The 21,171-nt window shown below is 59.4% G+C and carries 12 protein-coding genes; 7 read left to right on the forward strand and 5 right to left on the reverse strand.

Annotated features, from left to right (window positions below):
* The first annotated feature begins 182 nt into the window (after positions 1-182).
* From ACU688_RS13845 to ACU688_RS13865, 5 genes are all read left to right on the forward strand, one after another.
* Positions 183-1,076, forward strand: a complete 894-nt coding sequence (locus ACU688_RS13845; protein WP_448185179.1) for a bestrophin family protein — start codon at positions 183-185, stop codon at positions 1,074-1,076.
* A gap of 66 nt (positions 1,077-1,142) precedes the next feature.
* Entirely contained in the window at positions 1,143-2,201 is a 1,059-nt protein-coding gene (locus ACU688_RS13850) for a tetratricopeptide repeat protein (protein ID WP_448185180.1), read from the forward strand.
* Between the two features lie 108 nt (positions 2,202-2,309).
* Positions 2,310-3,809, forward strand: a complete 1,500-nt coding sequence (locus tag ACU688_RS13855; RefSeq protein ID WP_124524742.1) for an ATPase domain-containing protein — start codon at positions 2,310-2,312, stop codon at positions 3,807-3,809.
* The gene (locus ACU688_RS13860) at positions 3,809-5,479 is read left to right on the forward strand and encodes an ATP-binding protein (RefSeq protein WP_448185181.1); all 1,671 of its coding nucleotides are present in this window, start codon (positions 3,809-3,811) and stop codon (positions 5,477-5,479) included. The genes ACU688_RS13855 and ACU688_RS13860 overlap by 1 nt, the downstream gene beginning before the upstream one ends.
* Positions 5,480-5,619: 140 nt before the next feature.
* Positions 5,620-10,263 carry an Mcf1 protease effector domain-containing protein gene (locus ACU688_RS13865; protein WP_448185182.1) on the forward strand — a complete coding sequence of 1,548 codons (4,644 nt, stop codon included), beginning with the start codon at positions 5,620-5,622 and terminating at the stop codon, positions 10,261-10,263.
* A gap of 44 nt (positions 10,264-10,307) precedes the next feature.
* On the opposite strand, the gene ACU688_RS13870 is transcribed toward ACU688_RS13865, so the two are convergent.
* From ACU688_RS13870 to ACU688_RS13890, 5 genes are all read right to left on the reverse strand, one after another.
* Positions 10,308-10,685 carry a response regulator gene (locus ACU688_RS13870; RefSeq protein WP_029290496.1) on the reverse strand — a complete coding sequence of 126 codons (378 nt, stop codon included), beginning with the start codon at positions 10,683-10,685 and terminating at the stop codon, positions 10,308-10,310.
* Positions 10,686-10,763: 78 nt separating this feature from the next.
* Positions 10,764-11,957, reverse strand: a complete 1,194-nt coding sequence (locus ACU688_RS13875) for a hybrid sensor histidine kinase/response regulator (protein ID WP_448185183.1) — start codon at positions 11,955-11,957, stop codon at positions 10,764-10,766.
* Complete coding sequence (locus ACU688_RS13880; protein WP_448185184.1) at positions 11,951-12,550, reverse strand: chemotaxis protein CheB; 600 nt, start codon at positions 12,548-12,550, stop codon at positions 11,951-11,953. Before ACU688_RS13880 ends, ACU688_RS13875 begins: the two co-directional genes overlap by 7 nt.
* Complete coding sequence (locus tag ACU688_RS13885; RefSeq protein ID WP_370694898.1) at positions 12,547-13,377, reverse strand: CheR family methyltransferase; 831 nt, start codon at positions 13,375-13,377, stop codon at positions 12,547-12,549. Before ACU688_RS13885 ends, ACU688_RS13880 begins: the two co-directional genes overlap by 4 nt.
* A complete protein-coding gene (locus ACU688_RS13890) occupies positions 13,378-16,875 on the reverse strand; it encodes a response regulator (RefSeq protein WP_448185185.1) in 3,498 nt (1,165 codons plus the stop codon).
* A 132-nt stretch (positions 16,876-17,007) separates the two neighbouring features.
* Here ACU688_RS13890 and ACU688_RS13895 point away from each other — a divergent pair, with 132 nt between their 5' ends.
* Together ACU688_RS13895 and ACU688_RS13900 are read left to right on the forward strand one after the other, a co-directional pair.
* Positions 17,008-20,664 (forward strand): Mcf1 protease effector domain-containing protein, encoded by a 3,657-nt coding sequence (locus ACU688_RS13895; protein WP_448185186.1) that lies wholly within the window; start codon positions 17,008-17,010, stop codon positions 20,662-20,664.
* 139 nt (positions 20,665-20,803) lie between these two features.
* Complete coding sequence (locus ACU688_RS13900) at positions 20,804-21,163, forward strand: response regulator (RefSeq protein WP_448185187.1); 360 nt, start codon at positions 20,804-20,806, stop codon at positions 21,161-21,163.
* Positions 21,164-21,171: the final 8 nt, after the last annotated feature.

Consider the following 21,171-nt stretch of genomic DNA (forward strand, 5'->3'; position numbering starts at 1 on the left):
ACGTAAACCACGGAAATAGTCGCTCTAGCGCGCCCCAGCAGCAATGGTCAAAGCTATCAACATGGCTGACTGGTTTGGCCAGTCATCGACCCCGCCGATCAACCGGTCAGCCCAAGCGATTGGACGCGTTGGCAGCGAGCTTCTAACCTGAGGGCCTGCGCCACCAAAGAAGTCCCCACCCGATGATTGTTCGTCCCAAGCCCAACCTCGTGGGCATCCTGTTTTCCCTCAAGGGTTCGATTGCCAAGCGCATTGCCTTGCGTAGCCTGCTGGTGACGTTGCTGGCGTCGGTGATCGTGCTGGTGGAAACCTGGCACCCCGCCTACTTTTCCAAGGTCAACGCCACGCCCTTTACGTTATTGGGCCTGTCGCTTTCGATCTTCATGAGTTTTCGCAACAACGCCTGCTACGACCGCTGGTGGGAAGGCCGCAAGCAATTGGGGCAGATGATCATCGATGTGCGCTCGCTGATCCGCGAAACCCAGGTGCTGGGGGATTCGCCTGAGCGTGCCGGGCTGTTGCGCGGCTTGTGTGGTTTTGCCCATGGGCTGATCGCGCGTTTGCGCCACGAAGATGAAGCCTTGGCGATCAAGCCCTGGGCAGCGGTGGCGGCGCCGCACCCGAACCTGCCGGACAGCGTGCTGCAACAACTGGGCGCGCGCTTTTCCGAACTGGCAGAACGCGGGGTGATCAGCGAGTGGCGCTATACCCAGCTGGAAGCCCGCCTGGTCAGCCTGAGCCAAGTGCAGGCGTCGTGTGAGCGAATCAAGAGCACACCGCTGCCCTTCCCCTACACCCTGCTGCTGCACCGCACTATTTACCTGTTCTGTATCCTGCTGCCGTTTGCCATGGCCGAGCCGCTCGGTTGGCTGACGCCGGTGTTCACCGCCATCGTCAGCTACACCTTCTTTGGCCTCGACGAAATCGGCGATGACCTCGAAGACCCGTTCGGTTTCGACGAAAACGACCTGCCGTGCAACGCCATCCTGCGCAACCTGGAGCGCGAGGTGCGCGCCGCCCTCGGTGAAACCGACTTGCCGCCCGCCCTGGAGCCGGTGGAATACGTGCTGACCTGACGCGGGTTTGACACCTGCCCTGCGCTGACCGAAGCTGACGGCTTTGTAATACTTGCGGACGCCTGCATGTCTAAGTCACGCCGTTACTCCATCGTCGGCCTGTGCGCCCTGCTGTTGATTGTGCTGATCACTTGGTATTTCTCCCGCTCCAGCCAGGTGGCCGTGCCGCCGGCAATTGCCCATGGTTATTCCAAAGCCCTGAAACAGGCGCGCAATGGCGAGCCGGGGGCGGCGCGCGTGTTGTATCAGCAATTGGGCCGCCCGGACCTGTCCCCGGAGCGCCGCGCTGCGCTGCACGCCGAGTTGCCCAATTACCCCAGCCCGCAAGCCTTGAAGCTGGCCGACAAGGACCTGATGAGCGAGTCGCCGCAAGTGCGTGAAGCGGCGATCCACAGCATTGTCGGCCTGGTGCCCAGCGGCCAGCGCACGCTGTTGCTCGGCCCGGCACTGGACGACCCGGAACAAAGCGTGCGCTTTGCCGCCGCCAACGCCCTGCTCGGTCTGTCGCCCGACACCCTGGGCCTGTACTTCGGCCCCTTGCAGCAGGTGCTCGACGAGTTCGTCAAATACCTCAAGGCCCAACCCGAAACCGCCGAGGGCTGGATTCAACTGGCGCAGCTGTACATCCACAGCGCCTTGCTGACGGATGCACAAAACGCCCTGGAACAGGCCATGCGCTTGCAGCCGGACAACCTGCAGGCGGTGGTCGCGCAAATCGAGTTGCTGGATAAACAAGGCAAGAGCGAGGAATCCCGCCAATTGCTCGCGCGGCAACTGGCGGCGCACCCTGACTCAGCCTATCTGCAACACGCCCTCGGCCTGTGGTTGCTGCACCACGGCGAGCGTCCGTATGCGTTGCTTGGCCTGTCCAAGGCCGTGGAGCTGGAGCCGGACAATCAGGATTATCGCTACGACCTGGCTACCACCCTGCACGCGCAGAACGAACTGGAAGCCGCACAACGGCAGTTGGAAGAAATCCTGCAACGCCATCCCGCCAACCGCAAAGCACGGGTGCTGTTGGTCAACTACTGGAAGGAAAGTGGCCAGTTGCAGAACGTCCAGGTATTGCTCGCCCAATTGGAACAGCAAAATCCCGACGACCCGGCCTTGCAGCAAGGCCTGTAGCGCCCTCGAAAAAAAATCGTTGAACGGCTACGGGCCATCACGGTCAAGTAAATATGGCGCGCCCAAGGCGGCGCGTTCCTCTATTGATCCGTGACCCGAGGGCACTTCTTGTCTACATCCAACGAGCTGTTCAGTGAAAAGGCGGCCACCGGTATCGAAGGTCTGGACGACATTCTTTCCGGCGGGCTATCGCGCAGCCACCTGTTCTTGCTGGAAGGTGAACCCGGCACCGGCAAAACCACCGTCGCCCTGCATTTTTTGCAGGCCGGCGCGAAAAACGGCGAGAAGTCGCTGTACATCACCCTGTCCGAGACCGAGCGTGAATTGCGCCAAGGTGCCAAGTCCCACGGCTGGGACCTGGACGACAACATCCATATCTTCGAACTGACCCCACCCGAAAGCCTGCTCAACGCCGAGCACCAACAAAGCCTGCTGTATTCGTCCGACCTGGAGTTGGGCGAAGCAACGCGGCAGATCTTTGAGGTAGTGGAACGGGTCAAGCCGACCCGTGTGGTGGTCGACAGTCTGTCGGAGATTCGCCTGCTGGCGCAAAGCTCCCTGCGGTATCGCCGGCAGATCCTCGCGATCAAGCACTATTTCGTGCGTTATGACGCCACCGTGCTGCTGCTGGACGACCTGACCACCGAATCCCTCGACAAGACCGTGCACAGCGTCGCCCACGGCGTGATCCGCCTGGAAGAGCTGACGCCCAACTACGGCGCGGAACGTCGCCGGGTGCGGGTGGTGAAGTACCGCGGGCAGAAATACCGTGGCGGTTTCCATGACTTCACCATCATGCAGGACGGCGTGCATGTGTTCCCGCGCCTGGTGGCGGCCGAACACCGCGGTGGTTACAACCGCCAGACCCTGACCAGCGGCATCAAGGAGCTGGATTCGCTACTCGGCGGCGGGATCGAGACCGGCTCCAGCAGCCTGATCCTCGGCCCGGCCGGTACCGGCAAATCGCTGATCTCGATGATCTTCGCCGCCTCGGCCGTGGCCCGTGGCGAAAAAGCCGCGCTGTTTATCTTCGACGAAGAGCTGGGCCTGTTGTTCGAACGCATGAAAAACATGGGGATCGACCTGGAGGCGCTGCAAGCCACCGGTAATCTGCTGATTGAACAGGTGGACGCGGCCGAGCTATCTCCCGGTGAGTTCTCCCACCGCGTGCGCCGTTGCGTGGATGACAGCGGCATCAAAACCGTGGTGATCGATAGCATCAACGGCTACACGGCCGCGATGCCGGAAGAAAACGCGCTGATCCTGCACATGCACGAACTGCTCCTGTACCTCAACCGCCGGGGTGCAGCGACCTTTATGACCGTCGCCCAACACGGGCTGGTAGGCGATATGCAGGCGCCGGTGGATATCACTTACCTGGCCGACACCGTGATCCTGTTGCGTTACTTCGAAGCGATCGGTGAGGTGCGCCGGGCGATTTCGATCATCAAGAAAAGGACCGGCTCCCATGAATCCACCATTCGCGAATACCGCATCGGCAGTCGCGGCATGACCGTCGGTGAGCCACTGAACAACTTCCAGGGCGTACTGCGCGGGATTCCCACGTATATGGGCGCCGGCTCGCCACTGCTCAAGGACATGGGCTGATGCCGGGCCTTTCGCCCTTTTCCGAGCGCGCAATCATCCTGGCGCCGATGGGCCGCGACGGCTCATTGGCGCTGATGATGCTCAAGGAAGCCGGCTACAGTGGCATCGTCGCCAGCGACCTGGGTGCGCTGTGCGAAGCGCTGGAACAAGGCGCCGGCTTAGTGATCGTGGCGGCCGAAGCGTTGCTTGGGGTGGAGCTGGAGCCGTTGCTGGAGATCCTGCACCAGCAGCCAGCGTGGTCGGACTTGCCGATTGTGCTGATGACCCATCACGGCGGCAGCGGACAGAACGGCTCCTCGCAACTGAGCCCCTTGCTGGGCAACGTGACGTTCCTGGAGCGGCCTTTTCACCCGGTCACCCTGATCAGCCAGGTGAGTACGGCCTTGCGTGGTCGGCGCCGCCAATACGAAGCCCGCGACCGCTTGATCGACCTGAGTGAAAGTGAGTTGCGCCTGCAACGTACTCTGGAAACCCTTGAACAGCAGGTAGAAGAGCGCACCGCGCAATTGCGCCACAACGAAGACGCCTTGCGCCAATCGCAAAAGATGGAAGCGGTTGGCCAGTTGACCGGTGGCATCGCCCACGACTTCAACAATATGCTCACCGGCATTATCGGCAGCCTGGAGCTGCTGCGCCGGCGGGTATCGCGGGGCAAGCTGGATGACCTCGACAGCTTGATCGACCTGGGCGTGACCTCCGCCAACCGCGCGGCGGGCCTGACCCATCGGCTATTGGCGTTTTCGCGGCGCCAATCCCTGGATTCCAAGCCCGTGGAGCTCAATACGTTGGTCAGTGCCATGGGCGAGCTGCTGCAACGCAGCATCAACGAAAGCATCGCCTTGGACATGCGCCTCGCCGATGGGCTGTGGACCGCCGAAGCCGACCCCAACCAACTGGAAAGCGCCCTGCTCAACCTCGTGATCAACGCACGTGATGCCATGCCCAGCGGCGGCGGCCTCACCGTGGAAACCGGCAACCGCCACCTCGACAGCGTCTTCACCGCCGCCTATGGCACGCTGAAACCCGGTGACTACGTGGAATTGAGCGTCAGCGACACTGGCTGCGGTATCCCAGAAAGCGTAATGGGCCGCGTGTTCGACCCGTTTTTTACCACCAAGCCCATTGGTCAGGGGACCGGCCTGGGGCTGTCGATGATCTACGGGTTTGCGCGCCAGTCCCATGGGCATGTCACGATTCATAGCGTGGTCGGCAAAGGCACCACGGTCAGCCTGTTTCTGCCACGTTTTGCTGGCCAGATCGTTGCCGATGATGTGGTTAACCCGACCCTGCTGCCGTTTGCCAACGCCGGTGAGACGGTGCTGATCGTCGAGGATGATCCGGCGGTACGGGTCTTGGTCAGCGCGGTGCTCAAGGAGTTGGGCTATGGCTTTGTCGAGGCAGGGGATGCCGATACGGCGGTGCCGATCATCGAATCTGATCAGCGGATCGATCTGCTGATCAGCGACGTCGGGTTGCCCGGCATGAACGGGCGGCAACTGGCGGAAATCGGCCGGCAGATCCGGCCAGAGCTGAAGGTGCTGTTTATCACTGGATATGCCGAACACGCAGCGGTGCGCGGCGGATTCCTAGACCCGGGCATGCAATTGATCACCAAGCCGTTTACCTTTGACTTATTGACGGCCAAGGTGCGGGAGATGATCAAGCAATAGGATGTAGTTCCCCTAGTTTGTAGTGTTTGGAAACGAAGCGCTGTAGGACCATCGGAATCAAACCGTCATCAGGCGACACGAACAGGCAACGCCCGGTACTAAAGAACCGGGGCGTATTAGCCCTGATCGAGTAACTGCTGATGACCCTGAATGCCCTTCCCCTGCGCCCCTCCGTGCCAGCCACGGCCCTATTGCCGAACGCTCTCGCTGCCCAGGCACGAGCCGCTCACACGGAGGCACCGTTACCGCCCTCCGCATCGCGCGACGGCGCGCATCTTTACCAAGCGTACGCCGCTGCATTGATCAAGGGCGGTGATAACGCAGGTTCCATTGGGCGCGAGCGGATTGCCCCGATCTCGCCAGCATCGAGCTTTGGTCAATGGCACCAGCATCTGAAGAGACTGTTGCAGACGGCTGATTTCACACAATGGGCGCAGGCAAATAACGTCGACCTCTCCAAGCCGATCACACTATTTCCACCTGACGGCGGCCGGCCGGGTTATGCGGCAATGCGCCTCAAATCGCCAGCAGGTTCAATTGAATATTTCGGAGCGACGAGTTTTAACCGTGGCAAGGAACTCCCTCTTGTCTGGCCGTTTATCTTGCAGGCGACGACTGCCCTCGCCGCTGGAAAAACCTACATTTTTGGCCCAAAGGACGATAGCGCGCAGGTCAGCGAAATCGCGGCGTTCTACGGTGAGACGGTTCCAACCAATGCGGCGCAGGCTTCCCAACGGGCGGCGCAGCTGACCCAGAGCAAAGGATTTGCCGGGCCGGGCACCCTTGCCTTTCCCCAAGACCAACAGGAATTGTTGGACAACATCGAACATCGGCACGCATTCAAGGCGAGCGTGATGGATAAGTTGATGCCCGCCTTCATCGAGAAGTACCTGAAGGAGCTGGATAACCTCAACTTGCTGGACGAAGCACATAACCGCGTGATCCCGGCCCAAGCGCGCAGCAAGGTCAGCGAGATCCTCTCGCAATGCCTGGAGGACACGGTTATGCCCCTGGGGGCTGGTGAAAGTGTCAGCTTGAAGCAGTTCATTGAAGATGCAGGCTGGGTGATGCCGTCCGACCATTTTGAACTCGCCCAACTCGCCCAGAGCGTAACGGCCTTCGCACCTATACAACCGGGTAACGGGGACCTTGGTGGCGCCCTGTCCTGGGCCGTCCCCCTCCATTCGGACGATAAAGCGGGTTTGTATTACCATCCGATCCAGACACTCCCTGACGTGGAAGACCACGGGCTGTTCAAACTGCTGACGCGCCATCAAGTGTGGGGCAAAACCGACCTGGCCCAGCCACGCAGAGTGATCAACGACATCCTTGCCTCTGCGGCCGGCAAAGCGATCGGCGAAGGGCTGCAGCGCAAAAATGGGGCACTGGCCACCCCCACCAGTCACGCCGACTGGCTGCTGGCTGCGCTGCAGGTTTCACTGGATAAGGAAACCTTGTTGGATAATACGCAAGGCGTGCGACACGACAACATCGCAGGCTTTGACCTCGCCAATCAGTCGCATATCGGCGAACGTCCGTCGACCGTGGCCCAGGCACTGGCCAACCATCTACACAGTCAACAAAAGGCCAGTGCCGAGTTGTCTCCCGTTGCCGCATACCTGCTGCTGGCACACCGCGCCCCCGCCTATCTCGTCAAGCAGATACCTGCCGCCATTACTGTGGGTTCCCATTCCTGGGTCAGTTTTCAAGTAGCCATCGCACGCCTGGAAGCCAAGGCGCCAGGTTCGACTGCGGATATGACCTATGCCGAGGTGATGACCCATGCGCATCGCCCTCCCGTGACGCAACAAGAGCAGGCCGTCGAATACGCCGCTCAGCACGCCGCGCTCAAGGATTGGGGAGTGGCCAATGGCATTATCCGTTCGAACGCCAACGGGCAATACAGCCCAGCGCAGATGCAGACCGTCAAAACGGCTTACGATCAGCAAATGCTGGAATTGAGTGCTGCATCGCATACGTTCTCCACGCCGATGCCAACGCGCAGGGAGATGGCACTCGCGGAGCTGAAAAAGGCGTTTGGTGAAGGTATCGATTTTGAAAAGGAGTGCCTGCAGTCCACAACCAGCGCCCAAGACCGTGATGATGTGGGGCCGCACTCGATCGTAGATCTCTATTTGCACAAAGGCACCACGGAGTCGCTAGCCTGGGGGTGGAAGTCCACCAGTCCTGAAGTGCCGCTCGAGCGTCTGAAAACCACGCGTCAATCACCGGACATGAACGAGGTGTTCGCGCGGGAGTTTGGGGCCTACTGTGTCGAAATGGATAAGGCCATCGCCACCCAGACGAAGCACCTGATTGCCCGGCTGCCCCTGGAAGACCGGCAACGTATCGAGTTCGGCAACCTTACGGTGATGACGGACACACAGGTGTCGCGAGACCCTTTTGGTATGGTTTCCGAAAACAGGATGCCAAATGACCGTAGCCTGCTGCTCAAAACAACCTTTCGTGGTGAGGTGCTGACCTACGCACTCAATTTGAAAGACAACACCCTTATACGCACGGGACTGGGAGACGTAACGCTCGGAGAGCATGCCGATGAGAACGGTCGCGTTTATCGCAGGTACGGTCAAGTGGCCTCAAGTCCAGCGTCTCAGGGCGCGGCAAGCAATAGCCAGCAGCCGGCTGGGGTACCCGCAAGTTTCACCAGCCAACGTACAGCCTTGATCGTCGACGCCGCGGTGAAGGACGCCGATATCGCCTCCTACGAATCCCAAGCCCGCGGGCAAACGCGGTTTGAAAGTCGCCAGCCATGGTACAAAAGAGGCCGCGAGCTACTGCTGAATATGGTTCCCCTGTATTCGGCGATAAAGAATTTCCAGGCCGGAAATATCGGCGATGGGATTGTCGACCTGGCCTTTGATGCGCTGGGTTTTCTGGTGGTGGCAGGTACCGCTGCGAAAGGTGGCAAAGCCTTGAACACAGCTGCGCGTAGCGTTGCCACGCTGGGTCAAGTCAGCAGAACGTTCGGGCGAGCGGCCCTGGGCGTACTCAACCCCATGGATGGGTTGGGGGCGGCGGTGTTTCGTGGGGGGCAAAAGGCAGTCGCTTCAATCAGAAAGTTGCGCGGGACCGCTGGTCGTTATGACCTGTTGCAGGCCAGTCGAAAATACGAGGCGGCTGCCGAGGGTACATACAAGGTAGGCGAGCAGGTAAGCGAGACGTCGGCCATTCTGAAAAACCATAAGTGGTACGCCTTTGACGTCGTTACTCAACAGCCTTACGGTAAGGCCCTGAATGATTTTGTGCCTTCGGCACAGCTGGGTTCGTGGGCAACGGCAAAAGACCCCGTCAAGCGGATTGACGATGCCACGGTCAAAATTTGGAAAAGAACCGTCATCGGACATAGGAGTGGAGACGGGAAATTGGCATTCGAAAGCGGCTACCTCAATGGAAGCTTAAGCAGTGTCCCAGGGCTCTCCGCCTCCTCGAAGATTGAAGACCTGATGAAATTGGCCGCACGCCAAGACATGACACCACAGCAGGTGGGTGTACTCGTAAGGCGATACGACGAGATAGCCTATGAGTTTGGCCGACGTGGTGTTGCCCGCTTTATCGATAATATCGAGCCCCGCTTTGGCAGTGTGATACCCATGCCACAAGTCGTCTACTTCTCCCGGACGGGTCAATTGTCCGACGGACAATGCGCGGGGCTTGCGCGCGCTATGGCAAGTGCTGTTGCCGAAGGTAAAGAGCAGGTATTGCTCAAGAACATGTACTTCGCTGCCGCTTTTCCTGCTGATCCCGCCTCCAGGCGCTTCATGGCGTCCTTACGCAAACTTCAGGTGCAAGTAGGCGCAGAAACCGCCTTCCATGCACGTAAACCGATCCGGCAGATGACCTATCAAAACATGGTCAAGGAGCTGGACGCATCGGCGGTTTCAAAGTCAGTCATGATTGACTCCCCAGATCATGCAATGGCCGCCGGCGTCAGGGTCGAGGGTGGCGAGAAGACATTTTATTTTTATGACCCTAACCATGGCCTGGCGAGTTTTACAGATGCAGGGGCCATGGAGGGCGGCTTGAATAAGCTATTTAACGACAAGAAGATGAATGTTCACTACAAAACCCATGGAAATGACCGAAAGGCTCTGGAATTCAAGGTGTTTGACCATGACGATGCCTGGCAGCTGCAAAACAGCGTAAACAGTGCTGATTTCAAAGCCTTATACGAGGCGCCGCTGGGCCCATCCAACACGTCACGCGGCCTGTCCAGCCTGGAATTGGCAAGGAACTGGGAAGTGCTGCATGCCAATCCTGCCAATAGAGGCCTGATCTGCTATGAGGCATCGATACGCGTGGGTGAAGCAGAAAAACGGTTGTCAGCCAACGTATTCGACGCTGTCAAAGCCAGCACAGTCCGCACGGGAGGTACCAACTACTCGCCGCGCTACCTTGAGCTCATGGGGATCAAGCCGGGCAGCATCAAAACAACCTTCAAACCTGCCGAAATCACCGAGTCCGGGCTGATCAACTTCAAGCATGCGCATGAAGGGGGCGAGTTCGGCCACACGGTGTACGTGCAGAAAACCATCGACAATGAGCTGATTCTATTCAATACCAACAGCCCGGAGCTGGATGTCGCGATGATCCGCAATGGCAATCCCCCACAGTTTATCGGTGGAATGCAGGTCTACCGATTGGACAACGGCAAGCACAAAGGCTTGCAGGACTTCCTCGATGGGGTGAACGGAACGCCAGGGTGGCAATTTGCGTATACACCGGCCAGCAAGCTCCATGCGAATGTCAGCCGGTTACAACCCTGACGCACTGAAACGATCGGCGCCATGGCGCGGCGCCGACGCGGCCGTTACGCCAACAACCGCTGGATATGCTCATGCAGTGTATCCAGGTCGAACGGCTTGGCGAGGATCGGTGCGTTGCGCGTGATCGGGCTGTTGCAGTCGAGGATTTCCTGCGGGTAACCGCTGATGAAGATGACCTTCAATTCCGGGCGCAGCTTGATCGCCGGTTCCGCGATCTGCACCCCGGAAATGCCGCCGGGCAGGCGGTAGTCCGTGACCATGAGGTCCAGGTGTGGCTTGGACGCGAGGATTTCGAACGCCTGCTCCCCATCGATGGCCTTCAACACCCGATAGCCCAGGCCGGCCAGGTACTCACCCAGCACAAACATAATCGATTCGTCGTCTTCGACGATCAGTACAACATCTTGTGCATCTTCACTCATGGGAAGCCTTTGTCCGGTCAATAGCTGCAATTACGACCATGGGGTCACGCAGAGGTTGCGTCGAGGTGACGATTGATTTCATTGCGCCGCCTCAAAGGGCAGGCACACGCGGAACAAGGCGCCCTCGCCTATCTGGCTTTCGACCTCAATGGTGCCGCCATGGGCTGCAACGATCTGCTCGGAAATAAACAATCCAAGGCCCAGGCCCGCCGCCACTTGGCTGGCGGACACGCGTTCGAATTGCTGGAAAATACGCTTCTGGTTGTCTTCGCTGATGCCGATGCCACGGTCGCGCACTTCTACCCGTGCTTCACCGTGTTCGCTGTAGACGCGCACCTCCACCGGGCTTTTGGCCCCATAACGCAGGGCGTTGGTCAGCAGGTTGGTGACCACCTGCTCGATGCGGAACTCATCCCAGTTGCCTTCCACCGGTCCGGCGGCGGCCAGTTGCATGGTAGAACCAGCCGCTGCCACTTGCTGGGCGAAATTTTCCACGAGGTTGCGCACCAGTTGCGCGAGGTCGAAGCGCGCCGGGCGGATCGACAGTTTGCCGGTACGGATACGTGACACATCGAGCATGTCCTCGATCAAGCGGATCAGGCTTTGGATCTGGCGCTCGTCGCGGTCAACCATGGCGTGCATCTTGTCCAGGGTAAACGCTGCCGCGTTGTCCCGGGCCAGGTGCATCTTGCGCAGTTGGGTTTCGAGAATCAGGCCGTTCAGGGGCGTGCGCACTTCGTGGGCGACAATCGACATGAAGTCGTCGCGCATGCGCACCGCTTGCTCCAGTTCGGCCTGGGTGGCTTGCAGGCGTGTGAGCAATAGCTCTTGCTCGCGCCGGCTGCGCTCCAGGGCTTCGACCTGTTGCTTCATCGCTTTGCTTTGGCGGTACAGATCAACGAACACATTGACCTTGCTCTTCACCGCGTGGATATCCAGCGGTTTGTGCAGGAAGTCCACCGCGCCGCTTTCATAGCCTTTGAAGGCATAGTTGAGTTCGCGGCCAGCGGCGCTGACAAACACAATCGGGATGTTCTTGGTTTTTTCGGTACCGCGCATCAACTCGGCCAACTCGAAGCCATTCATACCGGGCATCTGTACATCGAGGATCGCCATGGCGAACTCGTGTTCCAGCAACAGCGACAAGGCTTCGTCGGAACTCAATGCCTTGAACACCTGGCGATCCTCGCGCTTGATCAGCGCTTCGAGGGCCAGCAGGTTTTCCGGCAGATCGTCGACGATCAGCAGTTTGGCCTGGACAGTACTTAACATGGGGAATATTCCAGGGAAGCCAACAATGAGCCAATCTGGCTCAACGAAAGAATGTGGTCAGGTGTATGCAGTGCCAGCGCGGCGCGGGGCATCACGGCCACACGTGCTTCGGCCGGGTCTTGCACCACGGTGGTGCCACCCTGTTGCTTGACATGGGCCAGGCCCCGGGCGCCGTCTTGATTGGCGCCGGTCAACAGGATCGCCAACAGGCCGCTGCCATAGGCATCGGCGGCGGATTCGAACAAAAAATCGATGGCGGGTCGCGAGTGATGCACGCGGTCCTCCTGGCTCAGCGAAAGGCTGCGATCCTGCTCCACCGACAGGTGATAGCCGGGGCCGGCAAAGTACAGGGTGCCGGGCTTGATCAGCTCTTTGTCGCGAGCCTCCACCACCGGCAGGGTGATGCGGCGGTCAAACACCTCGGCCAATTGGCTGCGACGCTCGTCCGGCAGGTGCAACACGGCAACGATCGGCAAGCCGAAACCCGGCGGCAGGTCGCCGAAAATACTCAGCAACGCCTCTACACCGCCGGCGGAAGCGCCGACGACGATGGCTTCAATCCCGCGAATCGGGCCTGTTGCAGCGTCGTTCATGATTTTCGGTAGATCCGTTCTTGCTTGACCAGTGGTTCGAATTGCTTGCTATAGGCAGAGAAATCCAGGGTCTCTTTGCTGCCCAACACCAGGAAGCCGCGATGACACAGCGACTCATGAAACAATCCGAAGGCGCGGTCCTGCAACTTTTTATTGAAATAAATCAGTACGTTACGACACGAAATTAATTGAGTTTCTGAGAACACGCTATCGGTCGCCAGGCTGTGATCAGCAAAGGTCACGTTCTCGCGCAGGGTCTTGTCGAAGATCGCGTAATCGTAAGCCGCCGTGTAGTAGTCGGCAAATGAACGTTGCCCACCGGCCTGCTGGTAATTGGCGGTGTAGGCCCGCACGTTCTCCAGGGAAAAGATCCCCTGCTTGGCTTTGTCCAGGGACGCCGGGTTGATGTCCGTGGCGTAGATGATCGTGCGTTCCAGCAAGCCCTCTTCGCGCAGCAGGATGGCCATGGAGTACACCTCCTCCCCCGTGCTGCAACCGGCGATCCAGATCTTGATCGACGGGTAGGTCTTGAGCAGCGGCACCACTTCCTGGCGGATCGCCAGGAAGTGCGACGGGTCGCGAAACATCTCGCTCACCGGGATCGTCAGGAATTGCAGCAACTGCATGAACGCCGCCGGGTCATGCAGCACCCGCTCTTGCAGCGCCGAGATGGTCGCGCAGTCGAACTGGCGCAACGCGTGGGCCACGCGGCGTTTGACCGATGCGCCGGAGTAGTCGCGAAAGTCATAGCTGTACTTGAGGTAAATCGCCTCGATCAACAGGCGCAGCTCGATATCGCTGCTTTTTTCCAAAAAACTTCGCTCCACTTAAATGCGTTCCATCTTCGGTAGCCATACGCGAATCAGTGAGAACAGACGGTCCAGATCAATCGGCTTGGCCAGGTAATCGTTGGAGCCCGCCGCGAGGCAGCGCTCCTGATCGTCCTTCATGGCCTTGGCCGTCACGGCGATGATCGGCAGCTTCTTCCAGCGTGGGTCCTGGCGGATCAAGGCGGTCGCCTCGTAACCGTCCATCTCCGGCATCATCACGTCCATCAGCACTAGGTCGATATCGTCCACTTCATTGAGTTTGTCGATGGCTTCACGGCCGTTCCGCCCGATCACCACCACGGCGCCTTTGTGCTCCAGGGCGCTGGTCAGGGCGAAGATGTTGCGCACATCGTCGTCCACCAGCAGGATCTTGCGCCCTTCAAAGACCTTGTCGCGGCTGCGGGCGGTCTTGAGCATCGTCTGGCGGTCATGGGACAGCTGGGATTCGACTTTGTGCAAAAAGAGTGTGACTTCGTCCAGCAGGCGCTCTGGCGAACGGGCGCCCTTGATGATGATCGAGCGCGAATACTTGCGCAGCTCGGCCTCTTCGTCGCGGGTCAGGTTGCGTCCGGTGTAGACAATCACCGGTGGGAACGAGCAGATGTCCTCGGTGGCCATGCGCTTGAGCAGCTCGTTGCCGAGCATGTCCGGCAGTTTCAGGTCGATGATCATGCAGTCGTAGACGTTGGTGCGCAGCAGGTCCAGTGCGGCCTGGGCGTAGCCAACGTCGGTTATTTCAATGTCATCGTCGCCGATCAGGCGGGCAATGCTGTCGCGTTGCAGGTCATCGTCTTCCACCAGCAGTACGCGCTTGACCTTCTGGGTCAGTTTGGCTTCCAGGCGCGCGAACACGTCCTTGAGCTCTTCACGGGTGGTGGGTTTCACCGCATAGCCGATAGCGCCCATGTGCATGGCGGCTTCGACGCGGTCTTCCACGGAAATCACGTGCACCGGGATATGCCGGGTGTTGGCGTGCTCCTTGAGGCGTTGCAACACGGTCAAGCCGGAATGGTCCGGCAGGCGCATGTCCAGCAGGATTGCGTCGGGGATGTATTCCTCGGCCAGGCTGTAGCCCTCGTCCGCACCGTGGGCCACCAGGCAGTGGTAGCCCAGTTCGTGGGCCAGGTCGAAAAGGATACGGGCGAAGTTCGGCTCGTCTTCCACCACCAGGATGCAGCGGGTGGTGAACGGGGCCTTGTCGCGGTCATCGGCAAAGCGCGGGATCAGGTTGGCGTCGGCCACCGGCAACGGCGAAACCTTCACCGGCGTTGGCGCGGGTGCCACCACCACTTGGCGCGGCTGTTCGATCGGCGCCGCGTCTTCGCCGCGCTCGACATACTGCTCCGGCAGCACCAGGGTAAACAGGCTGCCCTTGCCGGGTTCGCTGGTCACGCTGATGTAACCGCCGAGCAGCGTCGCCAGGTCGCGGGAAATCGACAGGCCCAGGCCGGTGCCGCCATAACGGCGGTTGGTGGTGCCATCGGCCTGGCGGAAGGCTTCGAAGATGCTTTCCTGCTGGTCCAGCGCAATGCCAATCCCCGAATCGCGCACGGTGAAGGCAATGCCCTCCCCCGGCGCGCGGGAGACGGACAGGCTGACCGCGCCCTGTTCGGTGAACTTGACCGCGTTGGACAGCAGGTTCTTGAGGATCTGTTCCAGGCGCTGGCGGTCGGTGAACAGCATGGCCGGCGTGCCTGCCTGCACCTCCACCTGGAAGCCCAGCTTGCGGTCGGCCGCCAGCGGTTCGAACATGCCACGCAGGCCGTCCACCAGGCGTGCGACGCTGGAGTTCTCCGGGCGCACTTCCAGCTTGCCGGCCTCGACCTTGGAAATATCGAGGATGTCGTTGATCAGGTTCAGCAGGTCATTGCCAGCGGAATAGATCGACTCGGCAAACTTGACCTGTTCGGCGCTGAGGTTGTCCTGGGGGTTTTCCGCCAGCAGCTTGGCCAGGATCAACGAGCTGTTCAGCGGCGTGCGCAGTTCGTGGGACATGTTGGCGAGGAACTCGGACTTGTACTTGCTGGAACGCTGCAATTCGTCGGCGCGATCCTCAAGGTCGAGCTGGGCCTGGCTGAGTTCGACGTTCTTGCGGTCCATGGCGTCGCGCTGGTCGGCCAGGGTCTGGGTCTGCTCGGCCAGTTGCTCGTTGGTCTGCTCCAGTTCTGCCTGTTGGGTTTCCAGGTGGGCCTGGGATTCCTTGAGGATGCGCGATTGCTCCTCCAACTCTTCGTTGGCGGTCTTGAGTTCTTCCTGCTGCACTTGCAGCTCTTCGTTGAGCTGCTGGGTCTCGGCCAGTACTTCCTGCAAACGTTGGCGATAGCGCGCGGCTTCGATGGAGGTGCCGATGTTGCCGGCAATCAGTTCCAGCAGTTCGATGTCGCGATCGTCCAGTGGGCGCAGGAAACCCAGTTCGATCACGCCATTGACGCGACCATCATCGCTGGTTGGCATCACCAGAACACTGCGGGTTGGGCCTTCGCCCAGGCCGGAGCTGACCTTGAAGTAGTCCACTGGCACATCGTCCAGACGAATCAGGCGATCAAGCTGGGCGGCCTGCCCAACGATGCCTTCGTCGTTGTAAATCGCCTGTTCCAGTTGTTCCTGTTCGCGGGAGAACCCGTAGGTGGCGACGCGTTTGAGACCGCCGTGTTCTTCACGCACGTACAGCGCGGCCACTGCCGAGCCCATGTACTGGGCGAAGAATTGCAGGATGTTGCGACCCAGCATGTTCAGGGTCAGTTGGCCCAGCACCTGCTCGGCCAGTTCAGTCTGGCCGTTGCGCAGCCAGGCCTGTTGTTCCAGGCGCAGCGCGATCCTCTGCTGCGACGTCAGGTTGTCGCTATAACTCTTTGATAATGAAAGCAGGTTCTTTCTACCGGCGTAGGCCAGAAAGCCGCTCAGCCCCAGGACAAACGTCAGGTACAGGATGACGCTGATAACGGTGGTGCGGGTGACTTCTTCGTTACGGGTGATCCGGAACTGCTGCTCCATCGCCACCGCGTCGTCATATTCCTTGCGGATCTCATCGGTCAGGCGCTTGCCCCGGCCGGCTTTTACCGCACTGCGGTAGTCACCGCTGGTGCGCTGCATATCAATCATTGATTCGGCGTACTTGTTCCATTCGGTCTGCAAGGCTTCCAGGCGCTTGAGGCGATCCACCTGCTGGGGATTGTCCGCGACCAAATCCTGCAAATTACGCAAATCGGCAATGATCCGAGGCTTGGCCACTTCATACGGATCGAGAAAATGCTCGTCGCCCGTGATCAGAAAACCGCGCATGCCGGTTTCCAGGTCGACTGTCAGTTTTGATGACTCGTTGAGGTTATTGATGACCCGGTCGGTGTGCTCCACCCACTGGATCACGGTCAGCAAGTAGGTGATCAGGCACCCGAAAAACACCGCGCTGAGCACGCCAACACCCAGGGGCAAGGCTACGTTTCGGCTCAGGAGGTTACGGAAGCTCTTTTCATCGATGGACGACGCAGGAGTCATGGGCATGCCTTGGCCAAGTGCGGAAACCCGGGAGTTTGCCCCAAAGACGCTGCAGAGGCCATGTTTGAGCGCGGTTTTCGCGGCAATTGATTTAATTCCTTACACCGCGACAACCGCGTGATCGGAACCTGAGTGACAACGTGGGCCACACATTTGATGCGTCATAGGAACAGGGAACCTCCTTACAAAAAGACGCGAACTTCCTTAACAAATAGGTGCCCACACATGTCCAGTACGGTCGCGCAAAACTCGCTCACCTCTTTTTTACCTACATCCTCAATGGCGCAATCCACGCAAGCATCGCCACCCCCGCCACGCCTAACCTCTCAGGGCAGCGGTTCAACGCCGACGACGTCGCCGCTGAAAACCGCACTGGCTGACAAGCAGGATTTGAAGAGCCTCGGTGAAAAACTCCAGCAAATCGCCACGCAATTGGGCGCTGACGCAACGCCGCAAGCAGTGGCCAACGCGCTGAACACTACGCCGATGAATCTGCACCCAGGCTCCTCGCACCCAAGGGAGGCAAGCGATCGCGTCACGGTGGCTGGATTTATCCAACACCTGGGGTTGCCGGCACCCACCAACCACTTATCCCTGACTGGGCTTGCCAAAGCCGTGGCTGGCCGGGCGCTGGAGCACCCCTTGGGGAGCCTGGGCGGCGCGCTGTCCTGGCCGGTGCCGTTGAGTGCCGATGCACAGGGGCGATTGCGCACGATCGCGATGAGTCACGCCCATCACCTGGCCGATCAGCCGTTGGTCATGCAAACCAAGGGCGGCATCCTCGAGTTCCTGCGCTTGGGCACACCCTTGTCCACGCAAACCCTGGAGGACCCCGCCACGTTGCTGGACGCGCTGCTCAGCAGTGCGCAAGCGCAGTTGATGGGCAAAGCCTTGCAGGAAAAAATGCATGGCATCGCCACGCCTGGCAGCAATAACGACTACCTGCTCGCCGCCATGGCATTGCAGCTGGACCCGGAGTCCATCACTGCGCCGCGCCGCAACACGGTGGCCGGTTTTGACCTGGCGGGTACGCAAAACCTGGGGATGTCGGCATCAGCGGTGCTTGAGCGCCTTGTTCAACACCTGATCAGCCAGGGCAAGACCAGCCCGGCAATGGCGCCTGCGGCTGCGCATCTGCTGCTGGCCGCCCGCGCCCCAGTGTTCCTGATCAAAGACATCCCCAGCAGCGTCACCTACGGCAGCCCTGCCTGGCTCAACCTGGCGGTTGCTGCGGCCACTATTGAAGCCCAGACGCCAGGCAAGGTCGCCAACATGACCTTTACCCAGGTCATGCTCGAAGCCAAGTCGGCTGCGCTGGTCGACCCGGTGGCCACCGAAAGTGCGCAAAAGGCAGCGGTGCTGGATTGGGGCGTGGCCAATGGTGTGCTGGCCAGCAAAGACGACGACCTATATGACAGTGCAGACTTTACAGCCTTGACCCAGGCCTTCAACGCACGCAACACGCTGATGGCGAGTGCGACAACGGCGTTGGACACCGAGCTTCCCTCGCGCAGGGACATGGCCCTGGCGGAACTGAAAAAGCGCTTCCCCGGCCAAGAGGCCCTGTTTGAGGAAAAGGTGATTTCGGTCACCACTGGGCACGACATCCACACCGAAGGTGGTAAAGGTTCGGGGTATGGCAAGCTGCTGACCGGGCTGCATTCCATGCTGGATATCGCGATGATGGACTTGAAACATCCCGATTTGGTGTTTCACACGGCTGACAGCCGCATCCCGATTGCGCAAATGAATGCCGACGCGCATTTCGACATAAGCGATGAGTTCGACCAACAATTTGCCAAGGGCATCGAGGACAAGAAGACCGCCGTAGGCACTGTCATCAAACACCTGATCGCCCAACTGCCACTGGAAGACCGCAAGAACTTCGAGTACGGCGATGTCAGCTTCTTTCAAAACACCTCCTATCAGTTAGGCACTGGGTTCACTGACAGAACCCAACTCCCTCCAGGCCAGGAACTGCTGGTTAGCATCACGCGTAACGGCGTGACCAAAGCCTATGAAATCAACTTCAACAAGGGCGTGATTGCGCCCGTTGCGAATTGGCACACGACTGTTAAAGAGAGCCGTAGCGGGAGGGTTGTCCACCAGACCAACGCGTTCGAGGCATCTGATAGCGCGGCACTTAAAGAGCGCGCACCAGAGCCATCAGCGGGCACGGTGCCAGACAGCTTTCTCTCGTCGCGAACCCAGGTCATTGCTGACACCCTGGTCAAACACCTCGACCTGGACAACCCCCAGATCAAGGCACAGGCACGGGGCCTCACCACCGAAGACCGCCGCCAGGGACTCGCCGATGGGCTTGGCGACTTCCTGCTGAACCTGATTCCCTTTCGCTCGGCCATCGTCAACTTCAAGCAGGGCAACTACGGTGACGGCGCGTTTGACCTCGCGCTGGATGTGTTCGGTTTTTTGACCGCCGGTGTCGGCACCATCGGCAAAGCATTGAGAATTGGCACCAGCGCGGTCTCGGCGGCGACCAAGGCGTTCAAGGTCGCCAAAGTGATTGGCGCCGCCACCCTCAGTTCGATCAACCCACTCAGTGGGCTGGGTGACCTGGCGGTTGGCACCGCACGGTTGACCGGCAGCGGTCTGAAATACCTTGGTTCCAAGGCGGTGCAAGGTATCAATACGTTGCGCGGTGCTTCCGGCAATTATGATCTGTTGAAAGCGGCCAGCAAACAACATGGGCCGACATTGATTGGTACCTACAACGTCGGCGGGCTGCCGATTGAGGGCCCGGCAGTGCTGAAAAACCAACAGTGGTATGCCTATAACCACGTCACCAATCAGCCCTATGGCCTGCCCATCAGTGACTTTACCCCCAGAGGCGCTCCTTGGGTCCAGGCACCTGCGGGCGAAGCAAACCAGGGCGGCTACTTTGTGAAACTCAATGCAAACCTTGCGCAAGCAAAAGCCCCCAACAACCTCCCTGCCTACAATCGGGGCTACAACACCGGGCGTATCAACGGCCTACCCGACTACAGGCCAGGCATGGACTCTGCGCAACTTCGGCAATTGGCTGAAAAGCCTGGCCGACGTCCTGATGAAATGGGGGTTTTGGCCAGGGAGTTGAGGGCGAGTCGAATCGAGGACGCCAAATATACGTCCGCACTGTTGAAGCAAGACGTGGATGCGCCAGGCGTGCACATCTCCCCCGTGTCTCAGATCCATTTCACGGCTCAAACCGATTTGGCGTCAAAAGGTGAATGCGCGGGCCTGTCAAACGCCTTGGCCCTGGCCATCCATCGCGGCCAGGAGCACGTCTTTTTGAGCAACCTGAACAAGGCGACGAATAATCCAGGCGCACCGGGTTCAGGGAAGTTTATCGATGGCGTCCGCGGCCTCCAGGACCAGGTAGGCACGCTTGATACGTTCCACATGGGCGCCCCGGAATCCCGTGTGGGTTACCAGGCAATCATCGACAAATTGACCAACTTTTCCGACTCCAGAACATTGAGGCTTGGTACCAAGGATCATGCAATGTTGGCCGGCATCAAAGTCGAGAAAGGCGTGGACGACAAAAGCACCAAGGTCGAGTGGTTTTTCTACGAGCCCAATTCGGGCTACGTGACGTTTACGACGCTGGAGTCCATGCAAAAAGGTATGGCCAAGGTATTGGGCGATGGCCAGATTGCCGCGACGCAACGTCCGTTCAAGTCGGCCAGCGGTGAGAATCAGTACAATGTCAGCCGCTTCGAAGAAAGCGACTTGAGCTCGACAAAAATCAACCGAAGTGCAGTAGAGGACTTGTTCAGCAAGGCGCTGTGAGGTTGTAAGCGACATTCTTGAGCGTGAGCGTCACAATGCCAGCAATTGTTTCGGAACTTGCTGGCATTCTCACCACTCACTACAGAGTTGCCTTCCACCCTATCAAGACCAGCACCTTCATTTTTCAGGAATTTTCACTATGCCCGCTGCCTCCACCATCCTAGTAGTCGAAGACGACGCCATCGTGCGCATGCTGATCGTCGATGTACTTGAAGAACTGGAGTTCAACGTGCTTGAAGCCGCAGACGCTGAAGAAGCATTGGCGGTGATCCAAAACACCGCCCAGGTGATCGACCTGATGATGACCGACGTCGGCCTGCCGGACATGGACGGCAAGCAACTGGCGACCAAGGTCCGCGAACTGCGCCCTGCGCTGCCCATCCTGTTCGCCAGCGGCTACGCGGAAAACATCGACGTGCCGCCCGGCATGCAGGTGATTGGCAAGCCGTTCTCCATCGACCAGTTGCGGGACAAAGTCAAATCGATGCTGCCCGTCTGAAAACCGTG

The organism is Pseudomonas acericola (SeqCode) (assembly GCF_053456465.1).